This window comes from Streptomyces sp. NPDC057137 (assembly GCF_042670825.1).
GTDB lineage: Bacteria > Actinomycetota > Actinomycetes > Streptomycetales > Streptomycetaceae > Streptomyces.
Window position 1 is genome coordinate 208,017 of the sequence record NZ_JBHUUW010000002.1, and the last position, 25,140, is coordinate 233,156.

The following is a 25,140-nucleotide window of genomic DNA, read 5'->3' on the forward strand; positions in this document are numbered from 1 at the left end:
GGTGCCTCAGCGTGCCTGCCCGGTTCCCGCGTTCCCGCAATCGCATTCCGCAGGAGAGGCTCCACCCGCCATGATCACCGTTCGCCGCCGCGCGGCGCGCAGCGCAGCCGCGTGCGCCGCATTCGCCGTCCTGTGCGTGGCCGCCGTCCCCTCCGTGGCCTCCGCCGCCCCGGCCGCACCCGCCGCCCCGGCCGACGCCTCCGCCGACGAGCAGGCGCCCGCCGCTCCCGCCGCGCCGCCGGTCAAGCTCCCCGCCGGGATGTACGGCACCACGGACCCGACCTACGACGGCGTCTGGCGGCAGTCCCTCGCGATGCTGGCGCAGCGCGCCGTGAACGTCATGCCCGCCAAGTCCGCCGTCAAGTGGCTGCTCGGCCAGCAGTGCGACAGCGGCGCCTTCCCGGCGTACCGCCCCGACCCCACGAAGCCGTGCGACGCGACGACGGTCGTCGACACCAACTCGACCGCCGCCGCCGTACAGTCACTGGCCGCCCTCGTGAAGTACCCCGACGCCATGAACAACGGCATGAGCTGGCTCGCCTCCGCCCAGAACGAGGACGGCGGCTGGGGTTACAGCGCGGGTGCTCCCAGCGACGCCAACTCCACGGCGCTGGTGATAGGGGCACTGGCCGCGGGCGGTGCCCCGGTGGTCAAGAGGCTGTCGACGGACGGCCGGTCCCCGTACCAGGCGCTGATCGGCTTCGCGATTCCCTGCGACGCGAAGGAGGGCGGCGGCGCGTTCGGCTACCAGCCGGACAAGTCCGGCAAACTGCTCCCCAACGCCGATGCCACGGCCGCCGGGCTGCTCGGCGGCGTCGGGAAGCGGATGGTCACGACGGGCGTCGAGCCCGGCCCGGCGCCCGTCTGCCAGGACCTGCACCCGCTCACGCCGGAGCGCGCGGCGCGCAACGGCGCGTCGTATCTGGTGAAGGCGCTCGCCAGGACCGGCCATCTCGACCAGCCGCCCATGCCCGGCGCCGAGGACTCGGCGCCGCTGCCGGACTACGGCAACACGGCGGACGCGGTCGTCGCGCTGACGACGGCGGGGTACGGCGACCAGGCGGCGGCCTCGATGAAGTGGCTGGAGAAGAACTCGGCCGCCTGGGCGAAGGAGAACGGGCCCGCCGCGTACGCCCAGTTGATCTTCGCCGCGCATACGACGAGCACCGATCCGCGTACGTTCGGCGGCACCGATCTGGTCAAGGCGCTCAACGCGACGGGGCCCGCGCCCAAGTGGATCGGGCCCAAGCCGCTGACGACCGAGGAGCAGCAGAAGGTGCTGGCGGAGCAGAAGGAAGAGAAGAACAGCATGTCCGGGAACCTGTGGACGATCGCCATCGGGCTCGTCGCCGCGGCGGCGATCCGGACGCTGTTCGTCATGCGGGCGAAGCGGCGCCGGTCATGAGACGAGTCGTCCTGCTCGTCGCCGCCCTGTTCGCGTTCACCGGCGCGCTGACCGTGCCGGGTGCGGGGACGGCCCACGCGGCCGGCTATCGCTACTGGTCGTTCTGGGAGAGCGACGGCGCGACCTGGACGTACGCCACGCAGGGACCGGCCCTCGCCCGCCCCGCCGACGGCGCGGTCAACGGATTCCGCTTCGCGGTCAGCGCGGACAGCCAGGACGCGGCGAAGCCCCGTGAGACACCGGACTTCGCGGCCGTCTGCGGGTCCACACCCGCGAAGTCCGGCAGCAAGCGGGTCGCGGTGGTCGTCGACCCGGGCACGGAGGCGGACGCCCCGGACGGCGAGAAGCCACCGGCGCCGCTCGCCGGGTGCGCGCGGGTGGACACGGAGGCGACGAGCGCGGACGCGCTGGCGGCGGTGGCGAAGCCGCTGCGCTACAACAGCGACGCGCTGCTGTGCGGGATCACGGGCTACCCGAAGTCGGGCTGCGGCGACCAGATCTCGGGCGACGGCGCGACCCCGACCCCGACGGCTTCCCGCGCCACGGGCGGCCTCCAGAAGGCCGACGAGGACGGCGGAAGCACCCCGTCGGTCGGCATCCTCGCCGGAGCCGCGGCGGTACTCACCCTCGCCACGGCCGCCATCTGGCAGGCCCGCCGTCGCCGCGGCTGACCGGCCCGCCGGACGACACCGGGCTCACGGGACGGGATCACCGCCGGCGCCGGAAGAGGCCTCGGGCGTGGACGGGGTCACGGACGACGGGGGCGGGACGGCGGCTGGCCCCGCCACGAACCGCACCGTCGGCCCCCGCACGGGACCGGACACGGACCGACCCACCGGAGCGATGCCCACCCCGAGACGCCCGACCGAAGCGGACGACCACGCCGCCGAGGCAGGCGCGGGCGCGAGCACGAACGACCCCACCAGCCCGGCCCCGCACGCGCCGCCCGGCACGGGCACAGCCCCGAACCCGGCCCCCGAACGCGCCACCGGCACCGGCCCCACCCCGCGGCACCCCGCCCAGGCCGGCGCGGGCCGGGGCAGTCGGCCGGGGCTCCGTGGTGGCTCCCTCCGGGCGCCCCGGGCCACTCGGAGCAACGCCCTGCACGCCGGGGCCTGGTGGCTCTGGGCGCTGGGGTTGGCCGTGGCCGCTTCGCGGACCACCAATCCGCTGCTCCTCGGGCTTCTCGTCGGCGTGGCCGGTTACGTCGTCGCCGCCCGGCGGACCGACGCGCCGTGGGCCCGGTCGTACGGGGCCTTCGTCAAGCTCGGGCTCGCCGTGATCGTCGTCCGGCTCGTCTTCTCCGCCTTCCTCGGCTCGCCGATCCCTGGCACCCATCTGGTCGTGACGTTGCCCGAACTGCCCCTGCCCGACTGGGCGAAGGGCATCCGGATCGGGGGCCGGGTGACGGCCGAGCAGTTGGTGTTCGCGCTGTACGACGGCGCCAAGCTCGCCACACTCCTCATCTGCGTGGGCGCGGCGAACGCCCTCGCCAACCCGGCCAGACTGCTCAAGTCCCTCCCGGGCGCGCTGTACGAGGCCGGTGTCGCCGTCGTCGTCGCCATGACCTTCGCGCCGAACATGGTCGCCGACGTCCTGCGCCTGCGCACCGCCCGCCGGCTGCGCGGCCGTACGACCGGCGGGGTGAAGGCCGTCCTCCAGATCGGACTGCCGGTCCTGGAGGGCGCGTTGGAGCGGTCCGTCGCCGTCGCCGCGTCGATGGACGCGCGGGGCTACGGCCGGACGGCCGCCGTACCGCCCGCAGTTCGCCACACCACCACCGTGCTCACCCTCGGCGGTCTCCTCGGCGTCTGCGCGGGCACGTACGGGCTCCTCGCCGCCGAAGGCGCCGCCTACGGTCTGCCCCTCCTCGGCCTCGGTCTCGTCGCCGCGCTCGCCGGTCTGCGGCTCGGCGGGCGCCGTTCGGTCCGTACGCGCTACCGCCCCGACCTGTGGGGCGTCCGGGCCTGGCTCGTCGCGGGATCCGGCGCGGCCGTCGCCGTGCTGATGATCCGGGCGAGCGCGTACGACCCGGAGGGGCTGCACCCCGGCGTCGTACCGCTCGTGACGCCCGGTCTGCCGCTCTGGCCCGCCGCGGCCATCCTGCTCGGCCTGCTCCCGGCCTTCGTCGCACCCCAGCCGCCCGCCCTCACGAACAAGGAGAAGACCCGGTGATCCGGTTCGAGCAGGTGTCGGTGACCTACGCCGACGCACCGGCCCCCGCCCTTCAGGGGGTGGATCTCACCGTCCCCGAGGGCGAGTTGGTGCTGCTCGTCGGCCCCTCCGGCGTCGGCAAGTCCACCCTGCTGGGCGCGGTGTCCGGGCTCGTCCCGCACTTCACCGGCGGCAGGCTGCGCGGCCGGGTCACGGTCGACGGCCGCGACACCCGCACCCACAAGCCGCGCGAACTCGCCGATCTCGTCGGCACCGTGGGCCAGGACCCGCTCGCCCACTTCGTCACCGACACGGTCGAGGACGAACTGGCCTACGGCATGGAGTCGTTGGGCCTGGCCCCCGACGTGATGCGGCGCCGCGTCGAGGAGACCCTGGACCTCCTCGGCCTGGCCGAGCTGCGCGACCGCCCGATCGCCACCCTCTCCGGCGGCCAGCAACAGCGCGTCGCGATCGGCTCGGTACTCACACCGCACCCCAAGGTGCTGGTCCTGGACGAGCCGACGTCCGCGCTCGACCCGGCGGCCGCCGAGGAGGTGCTGGCCGTGCTGCAACGCCTCGTGCACGACCTGGGCACGACCGTGCTGATGGCCGAGCACCGGCTGGAGCGGGTCGTGCAGTACGCGGACCAGGTCATCCTCCTCCCCGGGCCGGGCGAGGCACCGATTGTCGGCGAGCCCGGACGGATCATGGCCGTCTCCCCCGTGTACCCGCCCGTGGTGGCGCTCGGCAGGCTGGCCGGCTGGGACCCGCTGCCGCTGTCCGTACGGGACGCCCGCCGCCGGGCGGGCGACCTGCGCGACCGACTCGCGACAAAGGTGCCCCCGTTGGCGGGCGAACCGGCCTCAGGAACCGCCACACCGCCGGCCCGGCCCGGCACTCCCCGTACCGCCCTCGGCCGCCTGCTGCACCGCCGCCCGCAACCCACGCCGGCCACCGACGTCACGGCCGTCACCCACCTGTCCGTCCTTCGCGGACGGATCGAGGCGCTGCGCGGGATCGACCTCACCGTCACCCCCGGCGAGACCGTCGCGCTCATGGGGCGTAACGGCGCGGGCAAGTCCACCCTGCTCGCCACGCTCGTCGGCATGGTCGAGCCCTCGTCCGGCTCCGTCACCGTCGGCGGGCACACCCCGCACCGTACGCGTCCGCGCGAGCTGATCCGCCAGGTCGGGCTGGTCCCGCAGGAGCCGCGCGACCTGCTGTACGCGGACACGGTCGCCGCCGAGTGCGCGGCGGCGGACACCGACGCGGGCGCCGTGCCGGGCAGTTGCCGCGTACTGGTCGACGAGCTGCTGCCGAACGTGCCCGACGGGACACACCCGCGTGACCTGTCGGAGGGCCAGCGGCTGACCCTCGCGCTGGCGATCGTACTGACGGGCCGGCCCCCGCTGCTGCTCCTGGACGAGCCCACGCGCGGTCTCGACTACGCGGCGAAGGCCCGCCTGGTGGACGTACTGCGCGCGCTCGCGGCCGAGGGGCACGCGATCGTGCTGGCCACCCACGATGTGGAGCTGGCCGCCGAACTCGCGCGCCGCGTGGTGATCCTGGCCGACGGCGAGATAGTCGCCGACGGGCCGACGCCCCAAGTGGTCGTCTCCTCACCGGCGTTCGCGCCGCAGGTCGCGAAAATCCTGTCGCCGCAGGAGTGGCTGACGGTCTCTCAGGTCCGACGAGCGCTCGCCACCGTCGCGGAGGAACCGACATGAGCGCCCGACCGGATCCCGAGGCCTACGCCGGCCCTCAGCCCCGACCCGATCCCGAGGCCTACGCCGATCCCGAGGCCCCCGCCGCCGCCCCTCAGCCATCCCCGCCCGATCCCCAGGCCCGCGCCGTACGCCTCGGTCCCCGCTCCGTCGCCGCGCTCACCCTCGTCAGCGTGATCGGCGTCATCGCCTTCGGCTGGCCGCTGCTCGCCGACTCCGCCTCCGGGCTCGCCCACTCCCAGGACGCGCCCTGGCTGTTCGCCGTACTACTCCCGCTCCTGGTGGCCGTCGTCGTCGCGACGATCGCCGACTCCGGTCTGGACGCCAAGGCGGTCGCCATGCTCGGCGTGCTGGCCGCCGTCGGCGCCGCGCTGCGTCCGCTCGGCGCGGGGACGGCGGGTCTGGAGCCGATGTTCTTCCTGATGGTGCTCAGCGGCCGGGTACTGGGCCCCGGCTTCGGCTTCGTCCTAGGCTCCGTCACCATGTTCGCGTCCGCGCTGCTGACGGGCGGCGTCGGGCCGTGGATGCCGTTCCAGATGCTGTCGATGGGCTGGTTCACGATGGGCGCGGGCCTGCTGCCGGGCCCTGACCGGCTGCGCGGGCGTGGTGAGTTGCTGATGCTCGCGGTGTACGGGGCCGTCGCCGCCTTCGCGTACGGCACGATCATGAATCTGCAGGGCTGGACCTACATCGGCGGGCTCTCCTCCGGGATCTCGTTCCGGCCGGGCGACCCCGTCCACGAGAACCTGGTGCGCTTCCTCGCGTACTGCGCGGCGACGTCGTTCGGCTGGGACCTGGGGCGTGCGGTGCTCACCGTCGTACTGACACTGACCATCGGCGCCACCGTCCTCAAGGCACTGCGCCGGGCGACGCGACGGGCCGCGTTCGACGCGGAGGTCACCTTCGAGCAACCGACGAGGGCTCGTACGCCCTGAGCCCCCCGCGTCGGCGCGGTGAGGACCAGTCGAGGACCAGGTGAGGACCAGGTGAGGACCGAACGTCAGGAGCCCGCCTCCAGCTCCAGTTCCCCCACCGTCTCGCCGCCGCTCGTCTCCCCCGTCAGCCGGAACCCGAGCCCCAGGTAGAAGCGTTCGGGCCCGTCCTCACCGGGCTCCCAGGTGGCGGTCAGCCTGGTGCCGCCGCGGCGGCGGATCTCGGCGGCCACGGACTCGACCGCGAAGCGGCCGTAGCCACGCCCCTGTTCACCGGCCGCGATGTTGAGGCGCCACAGTCCCGAGCGGATGTCCTTGCCCGTGCCGTCACCCGCGAAGTCGATGTCGAGGAAGGCCATCAGGAAGCCGACGACCCGGTCGCCGTCGAGGATGAGCCGGGGCCAGGCGGTGTCCTGGTGGACGTACGCCTCGGCGAGGGACTTCGTGACCGGGGCGACGAGATGCTGCTGGTCGGGACGGACCTTCACGCCGATCGCGGCCTCGAAGTTGTCGGGGGTGATCTTCTCCAGTCGGAGCGTGGTCGTCGTCATACGGAAACGATAGAACTCCGGATCAAATGATTTGTCTCAAGTGATTTGGCGCGCGGCCGGCTTCGTACTCCCGTCCCGCACCCCCGGCGCGGTCATGTCGCCCGACCCCTTCCCGTCCGGACTCTCCGCCTCCGGCTCCGGCTCCGCGGCCTTCCGCCAAGGCCATGGCATCGACATCGCCGCCGGCGCCACCCCCTGCAGCCGACGCGGCCCCGACAGGACGTACGTGAGGGTGAAGCCCACGCCCACGACGACCGCTCCGCCCGCCGCGTCCAGCACCCAGTGGTTGGCGGTGGCGACGATCGCGCAGACCGTGAACAGCGGGTGCAGCAGCCCCAGCAGCTTCATCCACAACTTGGGCGCGAGCAGCACGATCACGATCCCGCACCACAGCGACCAGCCGAAGTGCAGCGACGGCATCGCCGCGTACTGGTTGGTGATGGTGGTCATCGGGCCGTAGTCGGGGTTCGCGAGGTCCTGCGGGCCGTGCACGGTGTCGATGTAGTCGAGGCCCGGCATCAGGCGCGGCGGCGCGAGCGGGTAGAGCCAGAAGCCGAGCAGCGCGAGCAGCGTCGCGAAGGCGAGCGAGGCGCGTGCCCAGCGGTAGTCGGCGGGCCGGCGTACGTACAGGACGGCGAGGATGACGAGCGGCACCACGAAGTGGAACGACGTGTAGTAGAAGTCGAAGAATCCTTCCGCCCACTTCGCCTTCACCACGGCGTGGTTGACCCACCGCTCGATGTCGATGCCGAGGGCTTCCTCGATGGCGATGACCTGGTGCGCGTGCGACTCGGCGGCCTCGCGCCCGCCGGTGGCGGCGGCCCGGATGTGCGAGTAGACGGAGTAGCCGACGCGGATGGCGAGGAGTTCGAGCAGCAGGTTCGGCCGGCTGACGAGGCGCCGCCAGAACGGCGCGAGCGGGACGTGTCTCCAGCGCGCGGCGACGGGCTTCGCGTACGTGGTCGGGATCGGCCGCGCGAAGAACGGCGACGTACGCATCAGGAACGGTACGGCGCAGGCGGCGGCCAGGGCCGTGATCAGCAGCACGTTGTCCCGCACCGGGTGCAGGAGCCTCATGTTGGGCAGCATCATCGTGCCCGGCAGCGTCATGACTATCACCACGACCACGGGCCACACGGGCCGGTCGGAGGCGCGCTTGCCGACCCGGCCGACGAGCGCGAGCAGTATCCACACCAGTTGGTGCTGCCAGGCGGTGGGCGAGACCGCGACGGCCACACAGCCGGTGATCGCGACGGCCAGCAGCAGTTGTCCGTCCAGGGCGTAGCGCGCCGCGCGGCGCAGCCCGAGGAAGCAGACGGCGGCGGCCAGCAGGACGAACAGCGCGATCTCCAGCGGCCCTTCGAGGCCGGCCCGCAGGAGCGCGCCGTGCAGGGACTGGTTGGCGAGGCTGTCGGGGCTCTCGCCGAGGCCCGCGCCCGCGAGGTGGCGCGTGATGTACGTCCAGGTGTCGCTCGGCATCGCCACCCAGGCGACGGCCGTGCAGGCCGCGAAGGTGCCGACCGTGGTGAGGGCCTGGCGTCTGCGGCCGGTCAGCCAGAGCAGCGGGGCGAAGAGCAGTACGGCGGGCTGGAGGGCGGCGCCGAGACCGATGAGGATGCCGGGACCGAGTTGGCCCCGGTCGCCGCGCGCGACGAAGAATCCGAGCAGGACCAGCAGCACCGGGATTATGCTCGTCTGGCCCAGATGGAAGCTGTTGCGGACCGGCAGGGACAGCATGAGCAGGCTGATCGCGACCGGCGCGGCGAGCAGTCGCGTACGGCGGGACACCGTGCCCGGCAGGGCGCGTGCCGCGACGACGCCGAGGGCGACGACGAGCAGCAGTGTGCCGAGGGTCCAGGCGACGCCGAGGGCCTGTTCGGCGGCCCGTCCCAGTGGTTTGAGCACCAGGCCGGCGAAGGGTGTGCCGGTGAACTTCCCGCTCTCGTACAGCGAGCCCGACACATGCAGTACGCCGTTGTCCCCGATCCAGGTCTCCAGATCGAGCAGCCGCTCGCCGGGGGGCAGCCGTAGGACGGCCACCGCCTGCCGTACGGCGAGACCGGCCGCCAGTGCCCAGAGCACGGCGCGCGCGACGCCGTACCCGTTCGCCGCCGCCCCGAATCCGCTCCCTGCCGCCGTGTTGCCCCGCACACCCTGCTCCGCATTCGCCACGCCGCGCCGACCCTCCGCTTCCAACCCTCGACCCTGGGTCATGAGCCTCGCATTCCCCCACTGTGGAGACTCAGGCAACCCCCTCTTCGCCTGAGTGTCATCCCTGTTTTGTCCAAATGCCGATGAAAGCACCGATGACACCACAGTCGGAACCACAGTCGGCACCAGGAACCGCACCGGTGGGACAGGCCGTCTGAGGCGTTGGGTTGACGCGCCGGGGGACGGCGCGACGCGGCACGGGTTTCGGGGGGTACGGGGGATGCGAAAGGCTCAACGGGCAATTCTGGTGGTGTGCGCGCTGCTGCTGACGCAGTTGGGGTCGCTGATCGCACCGGCGTACGCGTGCGGCTGCGGCGCGATGGTGCCGGGGCGGCAGGCCACGATGGGGGTCGACCGGGAGACGTCGGTGGTCCGTTGGGACGGCGCCACCGAGCAGATCGTGATGCGTTTCACGGTGAACGGGAACGCGCCGGAGGCCGCGTGGATCATGCCGGTGCCGAGCCGCGCGGATGTGGAACTGGGCGATCCGGATCTCTTCGGCGAACTCGACGACCTCACGGAGCCGGAATACCGCACCCGCCACTACTTCTGGCCGCGCGACGACGACTGGCCGTTCGCCTCGGACGACGACGGCGCGTCGGCCGGCGCGCCGCCGCCGGGCGCCGGGGCGCCCCCGGTCGGAGTCGTCGGCCGCGAACGCCTCGGCGACTTCGACGTGGCCCGCCTGACGGCGACGGACCCCGACGCGCTGCGCGACTGGCTCGAATCGAACGGCTTCGAACTCCCGTCGGACCTGGCCGCCGGGCTCCAGCCGTACGTGGACCAGAAGTGGGAGTACGTCGCGGTCCGGCTGGCCCCGGAGAACGCGGACGCGACCCTGGCCGGCACGCTCGACCCCCTGCGCCTGAGCTTCGCCAGCGACCGCCTGATCTACCCGATGCGCCTCTCCCGCCTGGCGGACCAGCCGCAGTCGCTGGGCCTGTACGTGCTGGCCGACCACCGGATGGAACCGCGCGCGTGGATCGGCGGGGACAAGCCGGAGGTCCGTTTCGCGGGCCGGGTCTCGGCCGGGGACTCACCGGCACTGGGCGAACTGGCGGGCGAGGGGCGGACGTTCCTCACGGCGATCGACCAGTACTTCCCCCGCCCCGAACGCATCGACGCGGACCACGAACTACGCGCGACACCATCGGACACGCCGTACCGGAAGGTGTACTACGACGACGAACTGCGCATGTTCGCGGGCGTCCCGGCGTGGCTGGCGACGGTGGGCGCGGTGTTCGTGGTGCTGATGCTGCTGGTGGTGGGCGGGGCGGTGCTACGGGTACGCCGCCGGGCGGGCGGCGTCTCGCTGCCGCCGCGGTGAGGCTGTCGAAAGGCGCTTCCGGGCGGCGCGGGAAGCGCCCTACTGTGGCGCGGTGACGACTCGGATGATCATTCTCAACGGTGGTTCAAGCTCGGGGAAGTCCGGGATCGTGCGGTGCTTGCAGGACCTGCTGCCGGACCCGTGGCTGGCGTTCGGGGTCGACTCGTTCGTCGACGCCCTGCCCGCGAAGATGCGGGGATCAGGTGAGGGGATCGAGTTCACCGCGGACGGCGGAGTAGAGGTCGGGGCGGATTTCCGGGCGCTGGAGGCGGCCTGGATGGAGGGCGTGGCGGAGATGGCCCGCGCGGGCGCCAGGGTCGTCGTCGACGACGTCTTCCTCGGCGGGCCGGCGTCCCAGCAGCGATGGCAGAAGGCGATCGGCGCACTGGACGTGCTGTGGGTCGGCGTGAGGTGCGACGGCACGGTCGCGACGGCCCGCGAGCTTGCCCGGGGAGACCGGGGCCGTGGGATGGCGGCATTGCAGGCGCAGGTGGTCCACGAGGGCGTGCTCTACGACCTGGAGGTGAACACGACGCGCACGGAATCTCTGACGTGCGCACGCACGATCGCGGCGCGTGTCGGCTGACGGGTTGGGCGTACGGGGCCGGATCGACAGCAGCGGGCCGGGCTCCCCCGACGTTCTACAGACCCAGGTTGGTGACGAAGGCCGAGAAGGAAGGTGCGACCACCCGCCATCGGCACAGAACAGGGTCCGTCCAGAAGTCGCTGCCGACAACGCGGGGGTCCGAGGGGTCGGTCCGGTAGTCGAGCGCCAGGCCGCCGTCGTCACCGGGGTTGCGAGTGATGGCGATCAGCACCGCCTGTTCAACGTCGAGCCACGGCAGTTCGAGCGGGGTGGCGGCCCTGCTTCCACGGGCCTGGCGAAAGAAGGCGGCGTGAGGGTCGTCGGCGAACATGTCCATCGATCGGGACGCGAACTCCATCTGCTCCGGGTTCGATACGAAGACGAGCGGGTCCTCGAACCACGGGACGACCTTCTCCAGCACGGCGTCACCGGGGTGCTGCCACAGGTCGCGTTCGATGAGGGCCGTCAGTTGGCCGGGCAGGACAAGTCCACGGACAGTCGAGTGCGCCATGGCGCACAGCCTCGCACGGCCTGACGGCCCGGCTGCGGCCCGCCCGGTGTCCAGGACGCGGGGCTCCGCCGGGTGGTGGCCGAGCGGCCCCGGATCCGCTCATTCCCCGTCCGAACCGTCCGAACCGTCCGAACGGTCCGGACGGTCCGGCGCCCCCGGCTTCCCGCCGTCCGCCGCAGGGGCCCGTCGCAGCGTGCGGATCGCCGGGATCGCGAACAGTGCCACGCAGCCCGCCAGGCAGGTACCCGCCGACACCAGCAGCAGCCGCCCCGGGGAGGCCAGTGCGAGGGCCGGGCCCGCCAGCATCTGGCCGAGCGCGATCCCGGACACCGAGCCGGCCAACTCGTACGCGGAGACCCGGTTGAGCACCGCCGACGGGGTGTGGGTCTGCACGCTGGTCGCCCACATCACCGACCAGAACGCCAGGGCCCCGCCGCCGAGGGCGTGCCCCGCCAGCAGCACCGGCAGGCCGGCGTCCAGCGCCACGCACAGCGGCAGCACGGTGTACACCGCCATCGCCGCCGCACCGGCGGCCAGCGGCCGGGCCGGGCGCAGCCGTAGCGCCAGCAGGCCGCCGAGCACCGTTCCGACGCCGAGGAAGGAGACCGCCAGGCCGTAGGCGTCCGGGCCGAGCCGGGAGCCGATGAGCGCCGAGCTGAGCGGTACGAGCGGGCCGAAGACCAGCACGCCGTAGCCCATCCAGATGAGGATCACCGCCCACATCCAGGTGCGTGCGCGGAACTCCTGCCAGCCCTGGCGCAGGTCGCGACGGAGTGAACCGCCGGACCGGACGGCGGAGTCGGCGGCGGCCGGGGTGCCCGTGGGCGCGTCGGCCGGAGCGAGCCGGATGAGCGCCAGGCACAGGGCGCTGAGCAGGAAGGTGCCGGCGTCGATCGCGTACACGGTCCCGGCCCCGGTCAACGCGATCAGCAGCCCCGCCAGGGCGGGGCCGATCAGGTGGGCGAGCGCGTCGGCCACCTTCAGCGTGGCGTTGGCGCGCTGCGGCTCGCGGGCGACGAGCGGGACCATCCCGTTCATCCCCGGCAGGAACATCGCGACGGCCGCACCGGCCAGCGCCGTCATCGTCACCAGCAGCCAGAACGGCGGCGGCCCGGCGAAGAACGCGACAGCCAGCACCCCCTGGGTGAGCACCCGGACGAGGTCCGCGCCGACCATCATCCGGCGCGCGCCGAACCGGTCGGCGAAGACCCCGCCGAACAGGACGAGGAGCACGAACGTCCCGGTCCAGGTGCCCAGGACGAAGCCGACCCCGGAGATCCCGTACAGCGCGCCGACCGCGAGCGCGGCGGCCACCGGCATCATCGCGTCGCCGATCTGCGAGACCGTGCGTGCGGCGAAGAAGAGCGTGAAACGCCGGTCCCACAAGGGGGGCCGGGCGGTCTGGGGTCGTGCCTGCGTGGTGGTCACCGCACCGATACTGGTTTGGACCAATCGGCCACCCCAGTGTCTCGAACGACATGATGGGGTACTTTCGCGCCATGCCCCGTCGTCCGCCGCCGAAGACCCCGCTACCGAAGACCTCGCCGCCGAAGACCCCGCCGCCGAAGACCCTCGCGCCGCACCGGGTCGTGGCCCTGCTCCAGCCCCCGCAGTCGACCTTCGCGCTCGCCTGCGCGACCGAGGTGTTCGGCGACCACGGCCCGGCGATCCCCACCCACTACGCGTTCGAGGTCTGCACCGAGCACCCCGGCCCGGTCCCCACCCAGGCCGGCTACGACCTGCTGGTCACGGCGGGCCTGGACGCGCTGGAGCGCGCGGACACCGTGCTGGTCCCCGGCTGGCACCAGGCGCCCGGTACCGGGGTGCCGCCGGCGGTCGTCGCGTCGGTCCGCCGGGCACACGAGCGCGGCGCGCGGATCGTCAGCCTCTGCTCGGGCGCCTTCGTACTGGCCGCCGCCGGACTGCTGGACGGCCGGCGGGCCGCCACCCACTGGGCGCGGGCCGCCGAACTGGCCGCCCGCTTCCCGCAGGTCCGGGTCGACCCCGCGGTGCTCTACGTGGACCACGGCGACGTCGCCACCAGCGCCGGTGCGGCGGCCGGCGTGGACCTCTGCCTGCACCTGGTGAGCGCCGACCAGGGCGCCGCGTACGCGATGCGGATCGCCCGGCAGATGGTGATGCCGCCGCACCGCGAGGGCTGCCAGCTGCAGTACGCCGAACTGCCCACCTCCGGCCCGGTCGCCGACTCGCTGGCCCCGCTGCTGGACTGGCTGACCGGGCGGCTGGACCAGCCGGTCAGCGTCGCCGAGATGGCGGTCCACTCCCAGGTCTCGGCCCGCACGCTGACCCGCCGCTTCACCGAGCAACTGGGCATCAGCCCCGGACGCTGGCTGCTGGACCGGCGGATCGCCGCCACCCGGGCGCTGCTGGAGGAGACCGACCTGCCGGTGGAAACCATCGCGCACCGAGTCGGCCTCTCCTCGGCCGTCAACCTCCGCCGCCGCTTCCACGAGGCGCTACGCACCACGCCGGCCGCCTACCGGCGCGCCTTCCGCGTGGACAAGGCGGTGTAGCGGCGCGGCGCGTACGGCACGGCGCGTACGGCACGGCTGTCCCGCCCCGAAGGCGACGCGCGCGCAGGGTGTCCGCTACTCCAGCCAGATCCCGTCGCGCATGACGACTCTCCCGCGCAGTTCCGGCTCGCCGCGCCAAGCGCGCACGGTCCTCGGGACCACACGTACGTACAGAAAGGCCCCCTCCTCCGCGCGCGGATCCCACCCGAACTTCGCGGCGAACGCCTCCGCCGCGCCTCCAGGCACCTCCTGGTCGGGAAAGCACTCCGCCTCACCCTGAAGAAGCACCACGTCGAAGGTGTCCGGCAGCGCCAGACGCACGCGCGGCTCCGCACGGAGGTTCCGCGCGATCACGGAAGCGGCGCCGGTACACATCCACACCGCTCGCCCGTCCCACAAGAACCACAGCGCCACCTGGTGCGGCCCGTGTTCAGGGTGAGCCGTCGACACCCACACATCCCGCTCGGCAACGAGCCGCTCCAGAGCATCACGCACACGCTCCGCCGTCCGGCGACCGACAATTCCCGAAGTCTCCATGAGAACCGACGCTAGTCAGCGGGCTCGCAGCGCGCCTGAGGCGCAGGACCTACTCCCAGCGACCGATGAGTTCGGCTCCCGCGTGTGGTCAACGTCGTCGAGACAAGCACCTGGATGGGAGCAGCACATGGGACAACTGGCCGTGGTCAACTTCGTATCGCTGGACGGTGTCATGCAATCGGTCCTCTCGGCGGACGAGGACCGGGACGGTGGGTTCGATCGAGGCGGCTGGGTGCTGCCTTATGTCGACGAGGTGGTGGAACGGTTCATGAGCGAGGCCACGGCCGGCGCCGGAGCCCTGCTCCTGGGCCGCAGGACGTACGAGATCTTCGTCGCCACGTGGCCGTATGCCGACATGAACGACCCTGCAGTGGCCGCGATGAACGCGATGCCCAAGTACGTGGCTTCGCACACCCTCAGGGATCTGACGTGGGCGAACTCCACCCTGCTCGGCGCCGATCTGGCGGAGGAGGTCAGCCGGGTCAAGGCCGCGTCCGAGACCGAGACGGTGGTGCTGGGCAGCGGAGGGCTGCTCGGATCCCTGATCGAGTACGACCTCGTCGACGAGTACCGGCTGCTTGTCCTTCCTCTCGTCCTGGGGAGTGGAAAGCGACTCTTCACCGATGGCAGGAGCCCTCGCCGCCTGACCCTCACCACCACGCGACCGACACCGTCCGGCGTCCTGATCAACACCTACCGCCGCCGGGCCATTGCATGAGCTTGCTGCTGCGGCGTCGTCACCGAGCGGTTGACCCACTGACGTTCACAGCGCGGCGACGAAAGCCCGCCAACTCGCGGGCGAGACCGTGAGCACGGGCCCGTCGGCCAACTTGCTGTCCCGGACGGGGACGACGCCCTGCATTCCGGCGAAGGTGGGCGACCACTCGACGCAGTTACCGCCGTCCTGGCCGCTGTGCGAGGACTTCACCCAACTCTCCGGCGCCGGCGTAGCGTTCACAGCGCCGCCACGAAAGCACGCCAGCCTGCGGGCGAAACCGTAAGCACAGGCCCGTCGGCCAACTTGCTGTCCCGGACCGGGACGACGCCGTGTGCCTGGGCGAAGGCGGGCGACCACTCGACGCAGTTGCCGCCGTCCTGGCTGCTGTAACTCGACTTGGCCCAGTCGTGCTGCGGGATGGCAAGGGCGGTCATGATGCCTCCGTAAGCTCAAGAATCAGGTCTGCGGACGCATCCGGCGACAGGGCTGATGCGGTAAGCACATCGTAGGCCCTGGCCAAGTCCCGTACAGAGGACGGTTCGTCGATGACCAAGCCTGACCGGATTCCCTCGGTGTAGACGATCGACGCCCCATCCGGAGTGGTCAGGATCGACATCGCGCCATCCATGAGGCCGTGAGTGGCGGCGTTGAGCGGCAGCACTTGGAGGACGTTGGTGCGCCGGGCCCTCTGGGCCAGCAGCGACGTAAGTTGTTCACGCATCACTTCCTTGCCGCCAACATTCCGCCTGAGCACCGACTCGCACACGACGACGGAGAAGTAGGGCGGGCTGCCCTTCCGCAGTACCTGTTGCCGAGCCATCCGAGATCCGACCATTGCGGCGATCTCACGTTCGCCGGCCCGAAGGTCCCCCTTCCTGAAGAGCGCTCGTGCGTATGCCGGCGTCTGAAGTAGCCCTGGAACAACGGTCGGTGACCACTCAGTGATCGTAGTGGCGCGCAACTCCACCTCCATCCGGCGTCGCGAATGCGCGGGAAAGTCGTCCGCCCGCGACTTCTCGTACAACGCCTTGAACAGCCCGTCGGTCTCGAATACCTGGTCGAACAACGGCGGCAGGTTGCTGGGAATCGGCCCCTCCCCGCGCTCCAGGCGCGAAATCGTGGACGCGGAAGTGCGCACCTCTCTTGCGAGTTGCTTCTGCGTCCATCTGCCCGCCGGGCGTAACTCGCGCGCGTCGCGCAGGGCCTCGCCGAACTGCCGTCGGGGACTGGTCATGGCATTCGCCCACCTTCCGTCAACTTCCCGCTGACGCCGTGAAGAATTCCGCCGCAACCACCGCCCCGGTAAATCGTGCGGGCCATGACATCAGCGCAGGTCAGAGCAGCCTGCATATGCCGTTACAACCAGACCGCAGGTTGAACCGCGATTGCCTTCCAAAGGTACAGCCATCCGTCGCACTCTGAACACCCTCGATTACTCCCCGTAGAAGGGTGCGACGTGGACCCCGATCCCCCCGCCCCAGATGACCAACTCACCACCCTCGTAGAGGAAGGCGCCTTCTACCGGCTCCGCCCCCACACCCCGCCCGCCGCCGCAAGCGAATACGCGCCGGTGACGGACGACCTCCTCCGACACGTTCTCCACGGACTGAAAGGCCTGCCGGAATGACCCGCAGCGAATCGCGTCAATTCCTTTCCCAGCTCTCCGAAGCCATCGGCGTGGACGGCGTCGTCGTGGTCCGGAAAGTCGAACCGGGGCCGGAGGGGGCCGACTTGAGCCCCGGTTCCGTGCTCAGTTGGCCGCCGTGCGAATGCGGGCACCCCAAGTGCCCCGACTACCAACCCGGTTCAGCCGCCGAAGGGCTCAGAGCGCGGGTCGCGGAAAGGAACCGGCTCAGCCGACGCGACGACGGGTAACCGTCACCGGCCCCTACGGGCTCACCCGGACACGTGCGATGTGGTCCAGCATCGCGTCGAGCGCGACCTCCAGCGGGCGGACCTCCCGCTGGATCTGGGTGAGCAGCAGCCCGCCCTGGAGCGCGGCGAGCGTGGCCAGCGCCAAGTCGTCCGGGTCGGCGTCGAGTTCGCCCCGGGCGTGCATCGCCGTGAGGCCTTCGCGGATCGCGGACTCCCAGCGCAGGAACCCCGAGGCGACCGCCAGCCGCGCCTCCGGGTTGTTCTCCGCGACCTCGGTCCCCAGCGTGCCGATGGGGCAGCCGCCCCGGCATTGCAGACGCCGCTGGTACTCCACCAGGGCGTCCCGCCAGCCCCGTAGGCCCGCCATCGTGTCCAGACGGGTGAAGTGCGGCTCCTGCATCTCCAGCACCGCCTCCGTCTGGAACTCGATCACCGCCAGGAGCAGCGCCTGCTTGTCCGCGAAGTAGTGGTAGATCTGCGAGCCGCTCACGCCGGCCGCGGCCCGTAGGTCCTCCAGCGTCGCCTCGGTGAGGCCGCGCTCGTACATCAGCTGGGCCGCCGCCGCGACGATCCGTCGGCGGGTGGCGCGGCCCTTCGGGGTCAGCGGCTTGGCGGGGTCCTTCTGCCGGGTCTCGGTCGTCATGGTTCCAGCATAGAAGATTTTGGAGTGGACAACCCATTTTTTGCCGAGCAATCTGGAACACACAACCCACTCCGGCCCCTCCCCGAGCCGGAACTCCGGAAGGTGCACCATGGAACTCACCGGCAAAGTCGCCCTGATCACCGGCTCCACCGGCGGTATCGGCTCCGAGACGGCCCGCATGATCGCCGCGTCGGGCGCCCACGTCGTCATCACCGGCCGCAACCCGGAGCGCGGCGCGGCCACCGTGAAGTCGATCTCCGAAGCCGGGGGCAGCGCACGGTTCGTCCCTGCCGACCTCACCGACCTGGCCTCGCTGCGCCGTCTCGCCGGGGAGGCCGGTGACGTCGACATCCTGGTCAACAACGCCGCGATCTTCCCCGGCGGGCCGACCACGTCGCAGGACGTGGAGACCTTCGACACAGCCCTCGCTGCCAACATCCGGGCCCCGTACTTCCTGACCGCCGCCCTCGCACCGGGCATGGTCGCCCGTGGGTCCGGCAGCATCATCAACATCAGCACGATGGCCGTGCAGGTGGGGATGGCCGGGCTGTCCGTCTACGCCGCGACAAAGGCGGCGCTGGAATCCCTCACCCGCACGTGGGCGGCCGAGTTCAGCCCGGCCGGCGTGCGTGTCAACACCGTGGCGCCGGGCCCCACCCGTACCGACATGGTGATCGGTTCGATGGGCGAGGAAGGCGCCCAGCAGGTCGCGAAGACGACGCTGCTCGGCCGCCTCGCGACCCCCCGCGAGATCGCCGAGGTCATCCACTTCCTCGCCACCGAGCGCGCCGCCTACGTCACCGGCGCCACGATCGCCACGGACGCCGGCCGTACGGCGGTGTAGTCGAACGGCGGCCGGGCAGGCCGGACGCCGCGTACCGGACTCCGCCCCGGCCGCACGCGCTACCCCCCGGCCACCGGCCCACGCGGCGCACTCGCCTGCCAGGCCGTGAACAGGGGCACCTCGCCCGTGCCGTCCAGGACCACCACGCCGAACGGCCGGTCGAAGGCGACCGGCACCACGCGCGGCGGCCGGGCTGACCCCGCGCGCATCGCGATCACCGTCACCGCCGCCGCCTCGACGCCCAGTTCGGCGACCTTCACCACCGCCTCCTGCACGACCCTCTCGATCTTGAGCCGTTCCGGTGACAGCCCCGAGAAGTCCGCGGCGTCACTCGTCGCGCACGTCACTCCGAGCGCCGCCAGTTGGGGCGCGATCTCCATCGTCGTACGGAGTTCGAGCCGCGGCAGCGCGAGGGCGATCATCTCGGTGTCGAGCGGCGCGCGGCGCGACTCGGGCGCCCACGCGGCGGGCAGGACGTCCGCCGCCCTCGCCCCTTCCTCCCCCAGCACGAACCGCACCCGCACGGCGGACTTCCCGCCCTCGCAGCGCAGTTCGACCACGTGCGCGCCGTCCACCGTCCATCCGGAGCCCGCGCCGAGGTGCTGGTGCATGGTCGGTACGTCATGTACCGATCCGGCCGCGTCCGTGAAGGGCCGGGCAGCGGTGGCCCGCGCCTCGAAGGGGGTGTACCAACGCGCCTTCAGCGCAAGGACGTTGACGAGCGCGAGCAGCGTGCTCTCGTCGATGTCCACGGGCAGCTTCTCGATCAGCCCGCCGGTCGCATCCCGTACCCAGGCGTCGATCTCGGCCGGATCCATGTGCCCGAAGCCGATGTCCGGAAGCGCTTCCCGGTACGCCCGGTAGACCGGGACGCGGCTCCATACCCGTGTGGCCACGCCCAGTTGCTCGGTCCGGGCGAGCGCGCGGGCGCTGTCGGTCACGGCCTCGGCGACGCCCGCCCCGTCACCGAGCCCCAGCAGCGCCTCCAGCTCACCGGCCGTCTCGCCGCGCGCCCCGGCGGTCACCGCGCCGAGCGCCAGCCACAGCCCGGCGGGCGAACAGACGAAGTCGCCGTCCACACCGCCGCGTTCACCCTCACCGCGTACCCGCAGCCACCGCTCGGCGAGTGTCTGCATCGCCCCGGCATATGTCGTCAGTCCTGTCGCCTGTCCCATGCGGTGAGCGTACGACGGATGCCGCGACACGCGCCGAGACGGGGACGGCCGCGGTCCCAACGCGGCCGTCCCCGGGTTCTTGGATGCTCCCTGCCTCAGATCCGGAGCAGCCGCTCCGTGACCTCGCGGTAGCTCCGCAGCGCGAGCCGCAGATCCTCCGTGTCGGCCGTCGACTTGCCGTTCCTGTCCCCGTGCGCGTCCCAGCTGTCGCGCAGGGTGCGGGGCTGTTCGGCGAGGGCCGTCGTGAGGCGCTTGGCCGCCTCCTCCAGTACGCCCGCCGCTTCCTCGACCGAGCGCCTGGGCCCGTCGATGAAGGTGGACAGGGCTTCCTGGAGGCGCAGGTTCAGCTTGTCGCACTCGTCCTGGGGGATCAGCCGGGGCGTCTGCGCGGGTGTGTCCTCGGGCGTCCGGCCGGGCGCGGTCTCACGCACCGGTGCAGTCTCACGCGCCGACGCGGTCGCGGTCGTGGACGTGGACGTGGACGTGGAGGACGTCGGCGCGCTCGACTTGCCGGGTGTGCTCGACCTGCCGGGTGTGCTCTTGGGCGTCGTGACAGGCGCGTGCACCGGGTGCACGGGGTCCTGGACCGGCCCCGCGAGCGGGTCCTTGTGCGGCTCCTTCTCCGTCGCACGGGCTGTCCCGGGCGGCGTGGCGGGGGCGGACGCGAGCGGCGCCGAAGCCGGCGTGGCCGGCGGTGTGGCGGGCGGCGTCATCGGCGGTGCCGTGGGCCGCGCGGGCCGGTGGCCGGCGTCGCCGCCGGCAGCGGCGGCGGTCTCCGACTCGGACAGCGGCACGACGGGCGTCGCGGGCTTGCTGCCACGCTCACTCCGGAGCGCGGGCTCCCCCTTACCGGACTTCGCCTGCTGCTCCTGCTTCTGCTCGGGGTCGTACGGGTCGTACGTCATCACACGCCACTTCCTTTGGGCCTCAGTGCGGGATTCCGGCCGGGGATGCCCGGACGGTGCCGGGGGCTGTCCTCCTTGGAGTCCAGGACCAGCCGCTCGAAGAGCTGACGCGCCTCGACCATCGCCTCGCGCAGTTCCTCGGTACTCGCGCCCTGGCCCGCTTCCGAGGCCGCGTGGTGCACCCGGCGGTAGCCGTCCACCTGGTGCGCGTGGTGCACGGAGAGGGCGTCGACGTGTTCGGTGTGCTGCTCGGCGTCCGGGAAACCCCGGTCCGAGGCCAGCCGGGAGATCAACTTGTCCGCCTCGACGACGGCCTGTCGCGGGGAGTCGACGAAACGCTCCTGAAGACCGGCCCAGTGGGCGACGTACTGGTCGCGTGCCTCGGCGGGCAGCGGGCGCGGACGCAGGTCGCCGTGGCGCTTGACCCGCTCGGTCAACTCGGTCTCGGCGGCCTTGACATCACCGTGGTGCCGGTTGACGGCGCGCTCGTACTCGGGGCCGAACCGCCGCTTCAGCCCGCCGCGTCCGCCACCTTTGCCGGTCCCGTACAGGACGGCGGCGACAGCGATGGCGATCACCACGATCAGCGCGACGACGATCAGGACAGTGGACATGATTGCCTTCCTGGATTCGACGATTCGACTCGTGTCTGGTGAAAGGGCGCCTCGGAGAGTCGGGTTGCCCGGAATCGGCCGGCCAAACAGCGCGGCACCGCGATAGAGAGATGACCATGAACTGGAACGTCCGCCCCGAGTTCTTCGGCACCTCCGACGCCACCCGGCTGCGCCGCGACTACTACGCCGAGGTCGCGAGCCGCTACTGGCGGCGCCCGGCGACGGAGGCGGAGATCGACGAGGGCCTCGCGGACGACCCGCCCGACCGACTCACCCCGCCCACCGGCGAGTTCGTCGTCGGGCGGTACGAGGACGTGCCCCAGGCGTGCGGCGGCGTACTGCTGCTGAACGGCCCCACCTCACGTACGGCCGAGCCGACCCGGGTGGCCGAGCTGACGCGGGTGTACGTCCGCCCCGCCGTACGCGGCACCGGCGGCGGTCGCGCGCTGCTCGCGGCCCTGGAGGCGGCGGCCCGCCGGCTCGGCGCGACGCGGATCGTGCTCGACACCCGGCTCGACCTCGTCGAGGCGCGGGGTCTGTACGCCGCGTGCGGCTACGCGGAGATCCCGGCGTACAACGAAGGCCCCTACTCCGAGATCTGGTTCGGCAAGGACCTCACGGACGCGCCGTAACCGGGCCGGGGACTCACACCGAGTGGTCGCCGCGCGGCGAGTGATCACCACGCGGCTCCGCGCCGTCGGGCCGTTCCGCGTCCGACCCGCACAGCTCGCCGCTCAACTCCTCCACCAGCTCCACCAGATCGGTCGGCCGGTCCGGCCCCCACCAGTCGCCCAGCATCTCGGCCAGCGACTCCTCCCGCGCCCGTGCCAGCACCGTCGCCACGTCCAGGCCGTGCTCGGTGAGGACCAGCTCCACCCCGTCGCGGCGGGCCAGGCCGCGCTCCTCGATCTGCCGGGACGCGTCGTTGATGACCGACAGCGGTACGGGGACGGTTTCGGCGAGGCGGGCGGGTTCGACCACGCCGTGGCGTCTGATGCGCAGCAGCATCCAACTGGCCGCCGGGAGCAGGTCGTACCCCGACCTCTCGGTGATCTTCTCGTAGATGTGCCGACGCCCCTCGCGGGTGCCCAGTACGGACAGCATGCGGGCGCACTCGTCGCGCGAGGAGCGTTCGACCGGGTTGCTGGCCAGGGTCTCGGTGACCTCGGGGGCGGTCACCGAGCCGCGCAGCTTGTCCTCCTTGAGGAACCAGGCGACGACGAAGGCCACGAGGACGACGGGCACGGCGAACAGGAAGACGTCGGTGATGGACGTCGAGTACGCGTTGAGCACCCCGGCCCGCATCGCGGGCGGCAGGTCGCCCACGGAACGCGGGTCGGACGCGAGCTGTCCCGGGCTCACGCCCGGCGGGAGCCGCTGCCCGGCGAGGGAGTCGGTGAGCTTGTTCCGCAGCAGATTGGTGAAGATCGTGCCGAAGATGGCGACGCCGAACGAGGCGCCGATGGAGCGGAAGAAGGTCGCGCCGGAGGTGGCGACGCCCAGGTCCTCGTAACGTACGGAGTTCTGCGCGACCAGCACGAGCACCTGCATGACAAGTCCGAGACCCGCGCCGAAGACGAAGAAGTACGCGCTCATCTCCCAGGTGCCGCTGTTCACCTTCAGCTGGTGGAGCAGCAGCAGTCCGATCGCGATGATGCCCGTGCCGGCGATCGGGAAGACCTTCCAGCGGCCCGTACGGCTGACGATCTGCCCGGACCCGGTGGAGGTGAGCAGCAGCCCGAACACCATCGGCAGCATGTGCACACCCGACAGGGTGGGGGACACGCCCTGCACGATCTGGAGGAACGTCGGCAGATAGGTCATGGCGCCGAACATGGCGAAGCCGACGATGAAGCTGATGACGCAGACGAGCGCGAAGGTTCTGATACGGAAGAGTCCGAGGGGCAGTACGGGCTCCGCGGCCCGCCGCTCCACCCGGATGAAGAGGACCAGCAGGATCACGGCGAGGACGGCGAGGCCGATGATCTGGGCCGAGCCCCAGGCCCAGGTGGTGCCGCCGAGCGAGGCCACGAGGACGAGGCAGGTGGCGACGGCGGCGATGAGGAAGGTGCCGAGGTAGTCGATGGTGTGCTTGGTCGAGCGCACCGGGATGTGCAGGACGGCGGCGATGACGGCCAGGGCGACGACGCCGATGGGGAGGTTGATGTAGAAGACCCAGCGCCAGCTCAGGTGCTGGGTGAACAGTCCGCCGAGCAGCGGGCCCAGGACACTGGTGGCACCGAAGACGGCGCCGAACAGGCCCTGGTACTTGCCCCGTTCGCGCGGCGAGACGATGTCGCCGACGATCGCCATCGACAGCACGATGAGCCCGCCGCCGCCGAGGCCCTGGAGGGCGCGGAAGATGATGAGCTCGGCCATGCTCTGGGAGACGCCGCAGAGGGCCGACCCGATCAGGAAGATGACGATGGCCGCCTGGAAGAGCTTCTTGCGGCCGTACTGGTCGCCGAGCTTGCCCCACAGCGGGGTGGCGGCGGTCGAGGCCAGCAGATACGCGGTGACGACCCAGGACAGATGGTCGAGGCCGCCGAGGTCGCTGGCGATGGTGGGCAGCGCGGTGGAGACGATGGTCTGGTCGAGCGCGGCGAGCAGCATGCCGAGCAGCAGGGCGCCGATCGAGACGAAAATGGTCCGCCGGTTCTGGCCTTCGCCGGGGACCGGACTCGTGGGCGGGGTGCTCACTTCCTGAGCCATCGGCATCTCCTCGGGTCTGCGTCTGCCCCCATCCTGGTTGTTCTGCTCATTTATGGCCTGTTATGTCCTGCCGAACGCGGTCGGCGGGCGGGACGGACCCCCGTCAACCGGCGCGGGGCCGGGCTGCATAATCGCTGACAGCCCAAGGGAGGGGACCCACATTGACCGGACAGCTCTGTCCCGAATGCGGTACGCCGCGGGACGCGTACGGCCGATCGGGCGCCGGCTGCGACTGCTCGGAGCGGGCGGCGATAGCGGCGGCCGAGGACTTCGACCCGCTGCGGATACGGCCGTACGTGGCGCTGGAGGAACCGGACGGGGCCGCACCGACCGTCGCGCAACCATTGCCGCCGCTGAACGAGGGGGGCGACCGGTCGGAGGGCACCGACCCGACCGAGACGATGCGGTTGACGCTGCCGGGGCTGCGGACGACCGCGCCGGGCGCGGCGGCGGATCCGGAACGGACGGGTGGGCGCAGGACGTTCGCGATGGTGGCGCTGGCGGCGGCGGCCGTGGCGGTGATCGGTACGGCGTCGTTCGCCGGGGGGCTGTTCACCGGGGACGACGGGGGTGACGAGGCGACGTCCGATCTGAACTCGGGGCTGCCGACGGCGAGTGCGCGGCCGGATCCGTCGGCTTCGGCGTCGGCTTCGGCGAACGCGTCCGCGTCGAAGCCGGCGTCAGGTTCGGCTTCGGCTTCGACTTCGGCAGTCGCGTCCGGGTCGAAGCCGGCCACGAGCGGGCCGCCGTCATCGACGGCGAAGCCCGGCGCGGCGGGCAAGCCCGCGGCGGAGACACCGCGGCCGGACGGCGCGAAGACGACGCAGGGGGCGGGGGCCGGGGCGGACCTGCGGCGCGGGGACAGCGGGGCGGAGGTCGAGGAGCTTCAGCGCAGGCTGTCGGAGGTCTGGCTGTACAACGACGGGTACGACGGCCGGTTCGGCGAACGCGTGGAGGCGGCGGTCCGCGTCTACCAGTCGTACAAGAGCATCGAGGGTGACCCGAGCGGCGTGTACGGCCCGAACACCCGGCGCGCGCTGGAGGCGGAGACCAGCGGGAACGGCAGGACGCAGGGTGGTGGGGGTGGCGGAGGTGCCGGCAGGCCGGGCGGGGGAGAAGACTGGGGCCGGGACTGAGCGGCTCTCGATCGAACCGGGCTGGCGTGATCCCGTACCCACTTTG

Annotated in this window: 25 protein-coding genes; 12 read left to right on the forward strand and 13 right to left on the reverse strand. The window is 71.9% G+C overall.

Going from position 1 to position 25,140, the window contains the following annotated elements; translation table 11 throughout:
- Positions 1–73 precede the first annotated feature (73 nt).
- The 5 genes from ACFT9I_RS03500 to ACFT9I_RS03520 all read left to right on the forward strand — a co-directional run bounded on the left by ACFT9I_RS03500 (position 74) and on the right by ACFT9I_RS03520 (position 6,218).
- Positions 74–1,405, forward strand: coding sequence for a prenyltransferase/squalene oxidase repeat-containing protein (locus tag ACFT9I_RS03500; protein ID WP_382560262.1), 1,332 nt, complete (start codon positions 74–76; stop codon positions 1,403–1,405).
- Positions 1,402–2,076: an SCO2322 family protein gene (locus tag ACFT9I_RS03505; protein ID WP_382560067.1), complete on the forward strand. Its 675-nt coding sequence runs from the start codon at positions 1,402–1,404 to the stop codon at positions 2,074–2,076. Before ACFT9I_RS03500 ends, ACFT9I_RS03505 begins: the two co-directional genes overlap by 4 nt.
- A gap of 172 nt (positions 2,077–2,248) precedes the next feature.
- The gene (locus ACFT9I_RS03510) at positions 2,249–3,580 is read left to right on the forward strand and encodes an energy-coupling factor transporter transmembrane protein EcfT (protein WP_382560069.1); all 1,332 of its coding nucleotides are present in this window, start codon (positions 2,249–2,251) and stop codon (positions 3,578–3,580) included.
- Positions 3,577–5,286 carry an ABC transporter ATP-binding protein gene (locus ACFT9I_RS03515; RefSeq protein WP_382560072.1) on the forward strand — a complete coding sequence of 570 codons (1,710 nt, stop codon included), beginning with the start codon at positions 3,577–3,579 and terminating at the stop codon, positions 5,284–5,286. The genes ACFT9I_RS03510 and ACFT9I_RS03515 overlap by 4 nt, the downstream gene beginning before the upstream one ends.
- A complete protein-coding gene (locus tag ACFT9I_RS03520) occupies positions 5,283–6,218 on the forward strand; it encodes an ECF transporter S component (RefSeq protein WP_382560075.1) in 936 nt (311 codons plus the stop codon). The genes ACFT9I_RS03515 and ACFT9I_RS03520 overlap by 4 nt, the downstream gene beginning before the upstream one ends.
- A 65-nt stretch (positions 6,219–6,283) precedes the next feature.
- Here the strand turns inward: ACFT9I_RS03520 and ACFT9I_RS03525 are convergent, their stop codons facing one another.
- Together ACFT9I_RS03525 and ACFT9I_RS03530 are read right to left on the reverse strand one after the other, a co-directional pair.
- Positions 6,284–6,766 carry a GNAT family N-acetyltransferase gene (locus ACFT9I_RS03525; protein WP_382560078.1) on the reverse strand — a complete coding sequence of 161 codons (483 nt, stop codon included), beginning with the start codon at positions 6,764–6,766 and terminating at the stop codon, positions 6,284–6,286.
- A gap of 36 nt (positions 6,767–6,802) precedes the next feature.
- Positions 6,803–8,938 (reverse strand): bifunctional glycosyltransferase 87/phosphatase PAP2 family protein, encoded by a 2,136-nt coding sequence (locus tag ACFT9I_RS03530; protein WP_382560080.1) that lies wholly within the window; start codon positions 8,936–8,938, stop codon positions 6,803–6,805.
- 259 nt (positions 8,939–9,197) lie between these two features.
- Between ACFT9I_RS03530 and ACFT9I_RS03535 the strand changes: the two genes are divergently transcribed.
- Together ACFT9I_RS03535 and cpt are read left to right on the forward strand one after the other, a co-directional pair.
- Positions 9,198–10,304: a DUF2330 domain-containing protein gene (locus ACFT9I_RS03535; protein WP_382560083.1), complete on the forward strand. Its 1,107-nt coding sequence runs from the start codon at positions 9,198–9,200 to the stop codon at positions 10,302–10,304.
- A 64-nt stretch (positions 10,305–10,368) separates the two neighbouring features.
- Positions 10,369–10,890, forward strand: coding sequence for a chloramphenicol phosphotransferase CPT (gene cpt, locus ACFT9I_RS03540; protein WP_382560265.1), 522 nt, complete (start codon positions 10,369–10,371; stop codon positions 10,888–10,890).
- A 55-nt stretch (positions 10,891–10,945) separates the two neighbouring features.
- Here the strand turns inward: cpt and ACFT9I_RS03545 are convergent, their stop codons facing one another.
- Positions 10,946–11,401: a hypothetical protein gene (locus ACFT9I_RS03545; RefSeq protein ID WP_382560085.1), complete on the reverse strand. Its 456-nt coding sequence runs from the start codon at positions 11,399–11,401 to the stop codon at positions 10,946–10,948.
- Between the two features lie 99 nt (positions 11,402–11,500).
- Entirely contained in the window at positions 11,501–12,829 is a 1,329-nt protein-coding gene (locus ACFT9I_RS03550; protein WP_382560087.1) for an MFS transporter, read from the reverse strand.
- A 71-nt stretch (positions 12,830–12,900) separates the two neighbouring features.
- On the opposite strand from ACFT9I_RS03550, the gene ACFT9I_RS03555 reads away from it, so the two are divergent.
- A complete protein-coding gene (locus ACFT9I_RS03555; protein ID WP_382560089.1) occupies positions 12,901–13,935 on the forward strand; it encodes a GlxA family transcriptional regulator in 1,035 nt (344 codons plus the stop codon).
- Between the two features lie 75 nt (positions 13,936–14,010).
- Here the strand turns inward: ACFT9I_RS03555 and ACFT9I_RS03560 are convergent, their stop codons facing one another.
- On the reverse strand, positions 14,011–14,472 hold the full coding sequence (locus ACFT9I_RS03560) for a pyridoxamine 5'-phosphate oxidase family protein (protein WP_382560092.1): 462 nt from the start codon (positions 14,470–14,472) through the stop codon (positions 14,011–14,013).
- 127 nt (positions 14,473–14,599) lie between these two features.
- Between ACFT9I_RS03560 and ACFT9I_RS03565 the strand changes: the two genes are divergently transcribed.
- Complete coding sequence (locus tag ACFT9I_RS03565) at positions 14,600–15,190, forward strand: dihydrofolate reductase family protein (protein WP_382560094.1); 591 nt, start codon at positions 14,600–14,602, stop codon at positions 15,188–15,190.
- Between the two features lie 45 nt (positions 15,191–15,235).
- Here ACFT9I_RS03565 and ACFT9I_RS03570 read toward each other — a convergent pair whose 3' ends face one another.
- The 4 genes from ACFT9I_RS03570 to ACFT9I_RS03585 all read right to left on the reverse strand — a co-directional run bounded on the left by ACFT9I_RS03570 (position 15,236) and on the right by ACFT9I_RS03585 (position 17,708).
- Positions 15,236–15,430: a DUF397 domain-containing protein gene (locus ACFT9I_RS03570; protein WP_382560096.1), complete on the reverse strand. Its 195-nt coding sequence runs from the start codon at positions 15,428–15,430 to the stop codon at positions 15,236–15,238.
- Positions 15,427–15,624, reverse strand: coding sequence for a DUF397 domain-containing protein (locus ACFT9I_RS03575; protein ID WP_382560099.1), 198 nt, complete (start codon positions 15,622–15,624; stop codon positions 15,427–15,429). Before ACFT9I_RS03575 ends, ACFT9I_RS03570 begins: the two co-directional genes overlap by 4 nt.
- Positions 15,621–16,424, reverse strand: a complete 804-nt coding sequence (locus tag ACFT9I_RS03580; RefSeq protein ID WP_382560101.1) for a Scr1 family TA system antitoxin-like transcriptional regulator — start codon at positions 16,422–16,424, stop codon at positions 15,621–15,623. The genes ACFT9I_RS03575 and ACFT9I_RS03580 overlap by 4 nt, the downstream gene beginning before the upstream one ends.
- 654 nt (positions 16,425–17,078) lie before the next feature.
- A complete protein-coding gene (locus ACFT9I_RS03585) occupies positions 17,079–17,708 on the reverse strand; it encodes a TetR/AcrR family transcriptional regulator (RefSeq protein ID WP_382560104.1) in 630 nt (209 codons plus the stop codon).
- A 109-nt stretch (positions 17,709–17,817) separates the two neighbouring features.
- Here ACFT9I_RS03585 and ACFT9I_RS03590 point away from each other — a divergent pair, with 109 nt between their 5' ends.
- Positions 17,818–18,552 (forward strand): SDR family NAD(P)-dependent oxidoreductase, encoded by a 735-nt coding sequence (locus tag ACFT9I_RS03590; protein WP_382560107.1) that lies wholly within the window; start codon positions 17,818–17,820, stop codon positions 18,550–18,552.
- 59 nt (positions 18,553–18,611) lie between these two features.
- On the opposite strand, the gene ACFT9I_RS03595 is transcribed toward ACFT9I_RS03590, so the two are convergent.
- The 3 genes from ACFT9I_RS03595 to ACFT9I_RS03605 form a co-directional block, all read right to left on the reverse strand.
- Positions 18,612–19,727, reverse strand: a complete 1,116-nt coding sequence (locus tag ACFT9I_RS03595; protein WP_382560110.1) for a serpin family protein — start codon at positions 19,725–19,727, stop codon at positions 18,612–18,614.
- A gap of 95 nt (positions 19,728–19,822) precedes the next feature.
- Positions 19,823–20,632: a hypothetical protein gene (locus tag ACFT9I_RS03600; RefSeq protein WP_382560112.1), complete on the reverse strand. Its 810-nt coding sequence runs from the start codon at positions 20,630–20,632 to the stop codon at positions 19,823–19,825.
- Positions 20,632–21,246 (reverse strand): hypothetical protein, encoded by a 615-nt coding sequence (locus tag ACFT9I_RS03605; RefSeq protein WP_382560114.1) that lies wholly within the window; start codon positions 21,244–21,246, stop codon positions 20,632–20,634. The genes ACFT9I_RS03600 and ACFT9I_RS03605 overlap by 1 nt, the downstream gene beginning before the upstream one ends.
- Before the next feature lie 116 nt (positions 21,247–21,362).
- Here ACFT9I_RS03605 and ACFT9I_RS03610 point away from each other — a divergent pair, with 116 nt between their 5' ends.
- Positions 21,363–21,878: a GNAT family N-acetyltransferase gene (locus ACFT9I_RS03610; RefSeq protein ID WP_382560115.1), complete on the forward strand. Its 516-nt coding sequence runs from the start codon at positions 21,363–21,365 to the stop codon at positions 21,876–21,878.
- 13 nt (positions 21,879–21,891) lie between these two features.
- On the opposite strand, the gene ACFT9I_RS03615 is transcribed toward ACFT9I_RS03610, so the two are convergent.
- Complete coding sequence (locus tag ACFT9I_RS03615; protein WP_382560118.1) at positions 21,892–23,958, reverse strand: DHA2 family efflux MFS transporter permease subunit; 2,067 nt, start codon at positions 23,956–23,958, stop codon at positions 21,892–21,894.
- 161 nt (positions 23,959–24,119) lie between these two features.
- Here ACFT9I_RS03615 and ACFT9I_RS03620 point away from each other — a divergent pair, with 161 nt between their 5' ends.
- Complete coding sequence (locus ACFT9I_RS03620) at positions 24,120–25,094, forward strand: peptidoglycan-binding protein (protein WP_382560120.1); 975 nt, start codon at positions 24,120–24,122, stop codon at positions 25,092–25,094.
- Positions 25,095–25,140 lie beyond the last annotated feature (46 nt).

Excerpts from the sequence above, each read along its gene's own strand:
- ACFT9I_RS03505 (WP_382560067.1), top strand. The coding sequence starts at position 1,402 with ATGAGACGAGTCGTCCTGCTCGTCGCCGCCCTGTTCGCGTTCACCGGC.
- ACFT9I_RS03510 (WP_382560069.1), top strand. The coding sequence starts at position 2,249 with ATGCCCACCCCGAGACGCCCGACCGAAGCGGACGACCACGCCGCCGAG.
- ACFT9I_RS03520 (WP_382560075.1), top strand. The coding sequence starts at position 5,283 with ATGAGCGCCCGACCGGATCCCGAGGCCTACGCCGGCCCTCAGCCCCGA.
- ACFT9I_RS03525 (WP_382560078.1), bottom strand. The coding sequence starts at position 6,766 with ATGACGACGACCACGCTCCGACTGGAGAAGATCACCCCCGACAACTTC.
- ACFT9I_RS03535 (WP_382560083.1), top strand. The coding sequence starts at position 9,198 with ATGCGAAAGGCTCAACGGGCAATTCTGGTGGTGTGCGCGCTGCTGCTG.
- cpt (WP_382560265.1), top strand. The coding sequence starts at position 10,369 with ATGATCATTCTCAACGGTGGTTCAAGCTCGGGGAAGTCCGGGATCGTG.
- ACFT9I_RS03545 (WP_382560085.1), bottom strand. The coding sequence starts at position 11,401 with ATGGCGCACTCGACTGTCCGTGGACTTGTCCTGCCCGGCCAACTGACG.
- ACFT9I_RS03555 (WP_382560089.1), top strand. The coding sequence starts at position 12,901 with ATGCCCCGTCGTCCGCCGCCGAAGACCCCGCTACCGAAGACCTCGCCG.
- ACFT9I_RS03560 (WP_382560092.1), bottom strand. The coding sequence starts at position 14,472 with ATGGAGACTTCGGGAATTGTCGGTCGCCGGACGGCGGAGCGTGTGCGT.
- ACFT9I_RS03565 (WP_382560094.1), top strand. The coding sequence starts at position 14,600 with ATGGGACAACTGGCCGTGGTCAACTTCGTATCGCTGGACGGTGTCATG.
- ACFT9I_RS03575 (WP_382560099.1), bottom strand. The coding sequence starts at position 15,624 with ATGACCGCCCTTGCCATCCCGCAGCACGACTGGGCCAAGTCGAGTTAC.
- ACFT9I_RS03580 (WP_382560101.1), bottom strand. The coding sequence starts at position 16,424 with ATGACCAGTCCCCGACGGCAGTTCGGCGAGGCCCTGCGCGACGCGCGC.
- ACFT9I_RS03585 (WP_382560104.1), bottom strand. The coding sequence starts at position 17,708 with ATGACGACCGAGACCCGGCAGAAGGACCCCGCCAAGCCGCTGACCCCG.
- ACFT9I_RS03590 (WP_382560107.1), top strand. The coding sequence starts at position 17,818 with ATGGAACTCACCGGCAAAGTCGCCCTGATCACCGGCTCCACCGGCGGT.
- ACFT9I_RS03595 (WP_382560110.1), bottom strand. The coding sequence starts at position 19,727 with ATGGGACAGGCGACAGGACTGACGACATATGCCGGGGCGATGCAGACA.
- ACFT9I_RS03600 (WP_382560112.1), bottom strand. The coding sequence starts at position 20,632 with ATGACGTACGACCCGTACGACCCCGAGCAGAAGCAGGAGCAGCAGGCG.
- ACFT9I_RS03605 (WP_382560114.1), bottom strand. The coding sequence starts at position 21,246 with ATGTCCACTGTCCTGATCGTCGTCGCGCTGATCGTGGTGATCGCCATC.
- ACFT9I_RS03610 (WP_382560115.1), top strand. The coding sequence starts at position 21,363 with ATGAACTGGAACGTCCGCCCCGAGTTCTTCGGCACCTCCGACGCCACC.
- ACFT9I_RS03615 (WP_382560118.1), bottom strand. The coding sequence starts at position 23,958 with ATGGCTCAGGAAGTGAGCACCCCGCCCACGAGTCCGGTCCCCGGCGAA.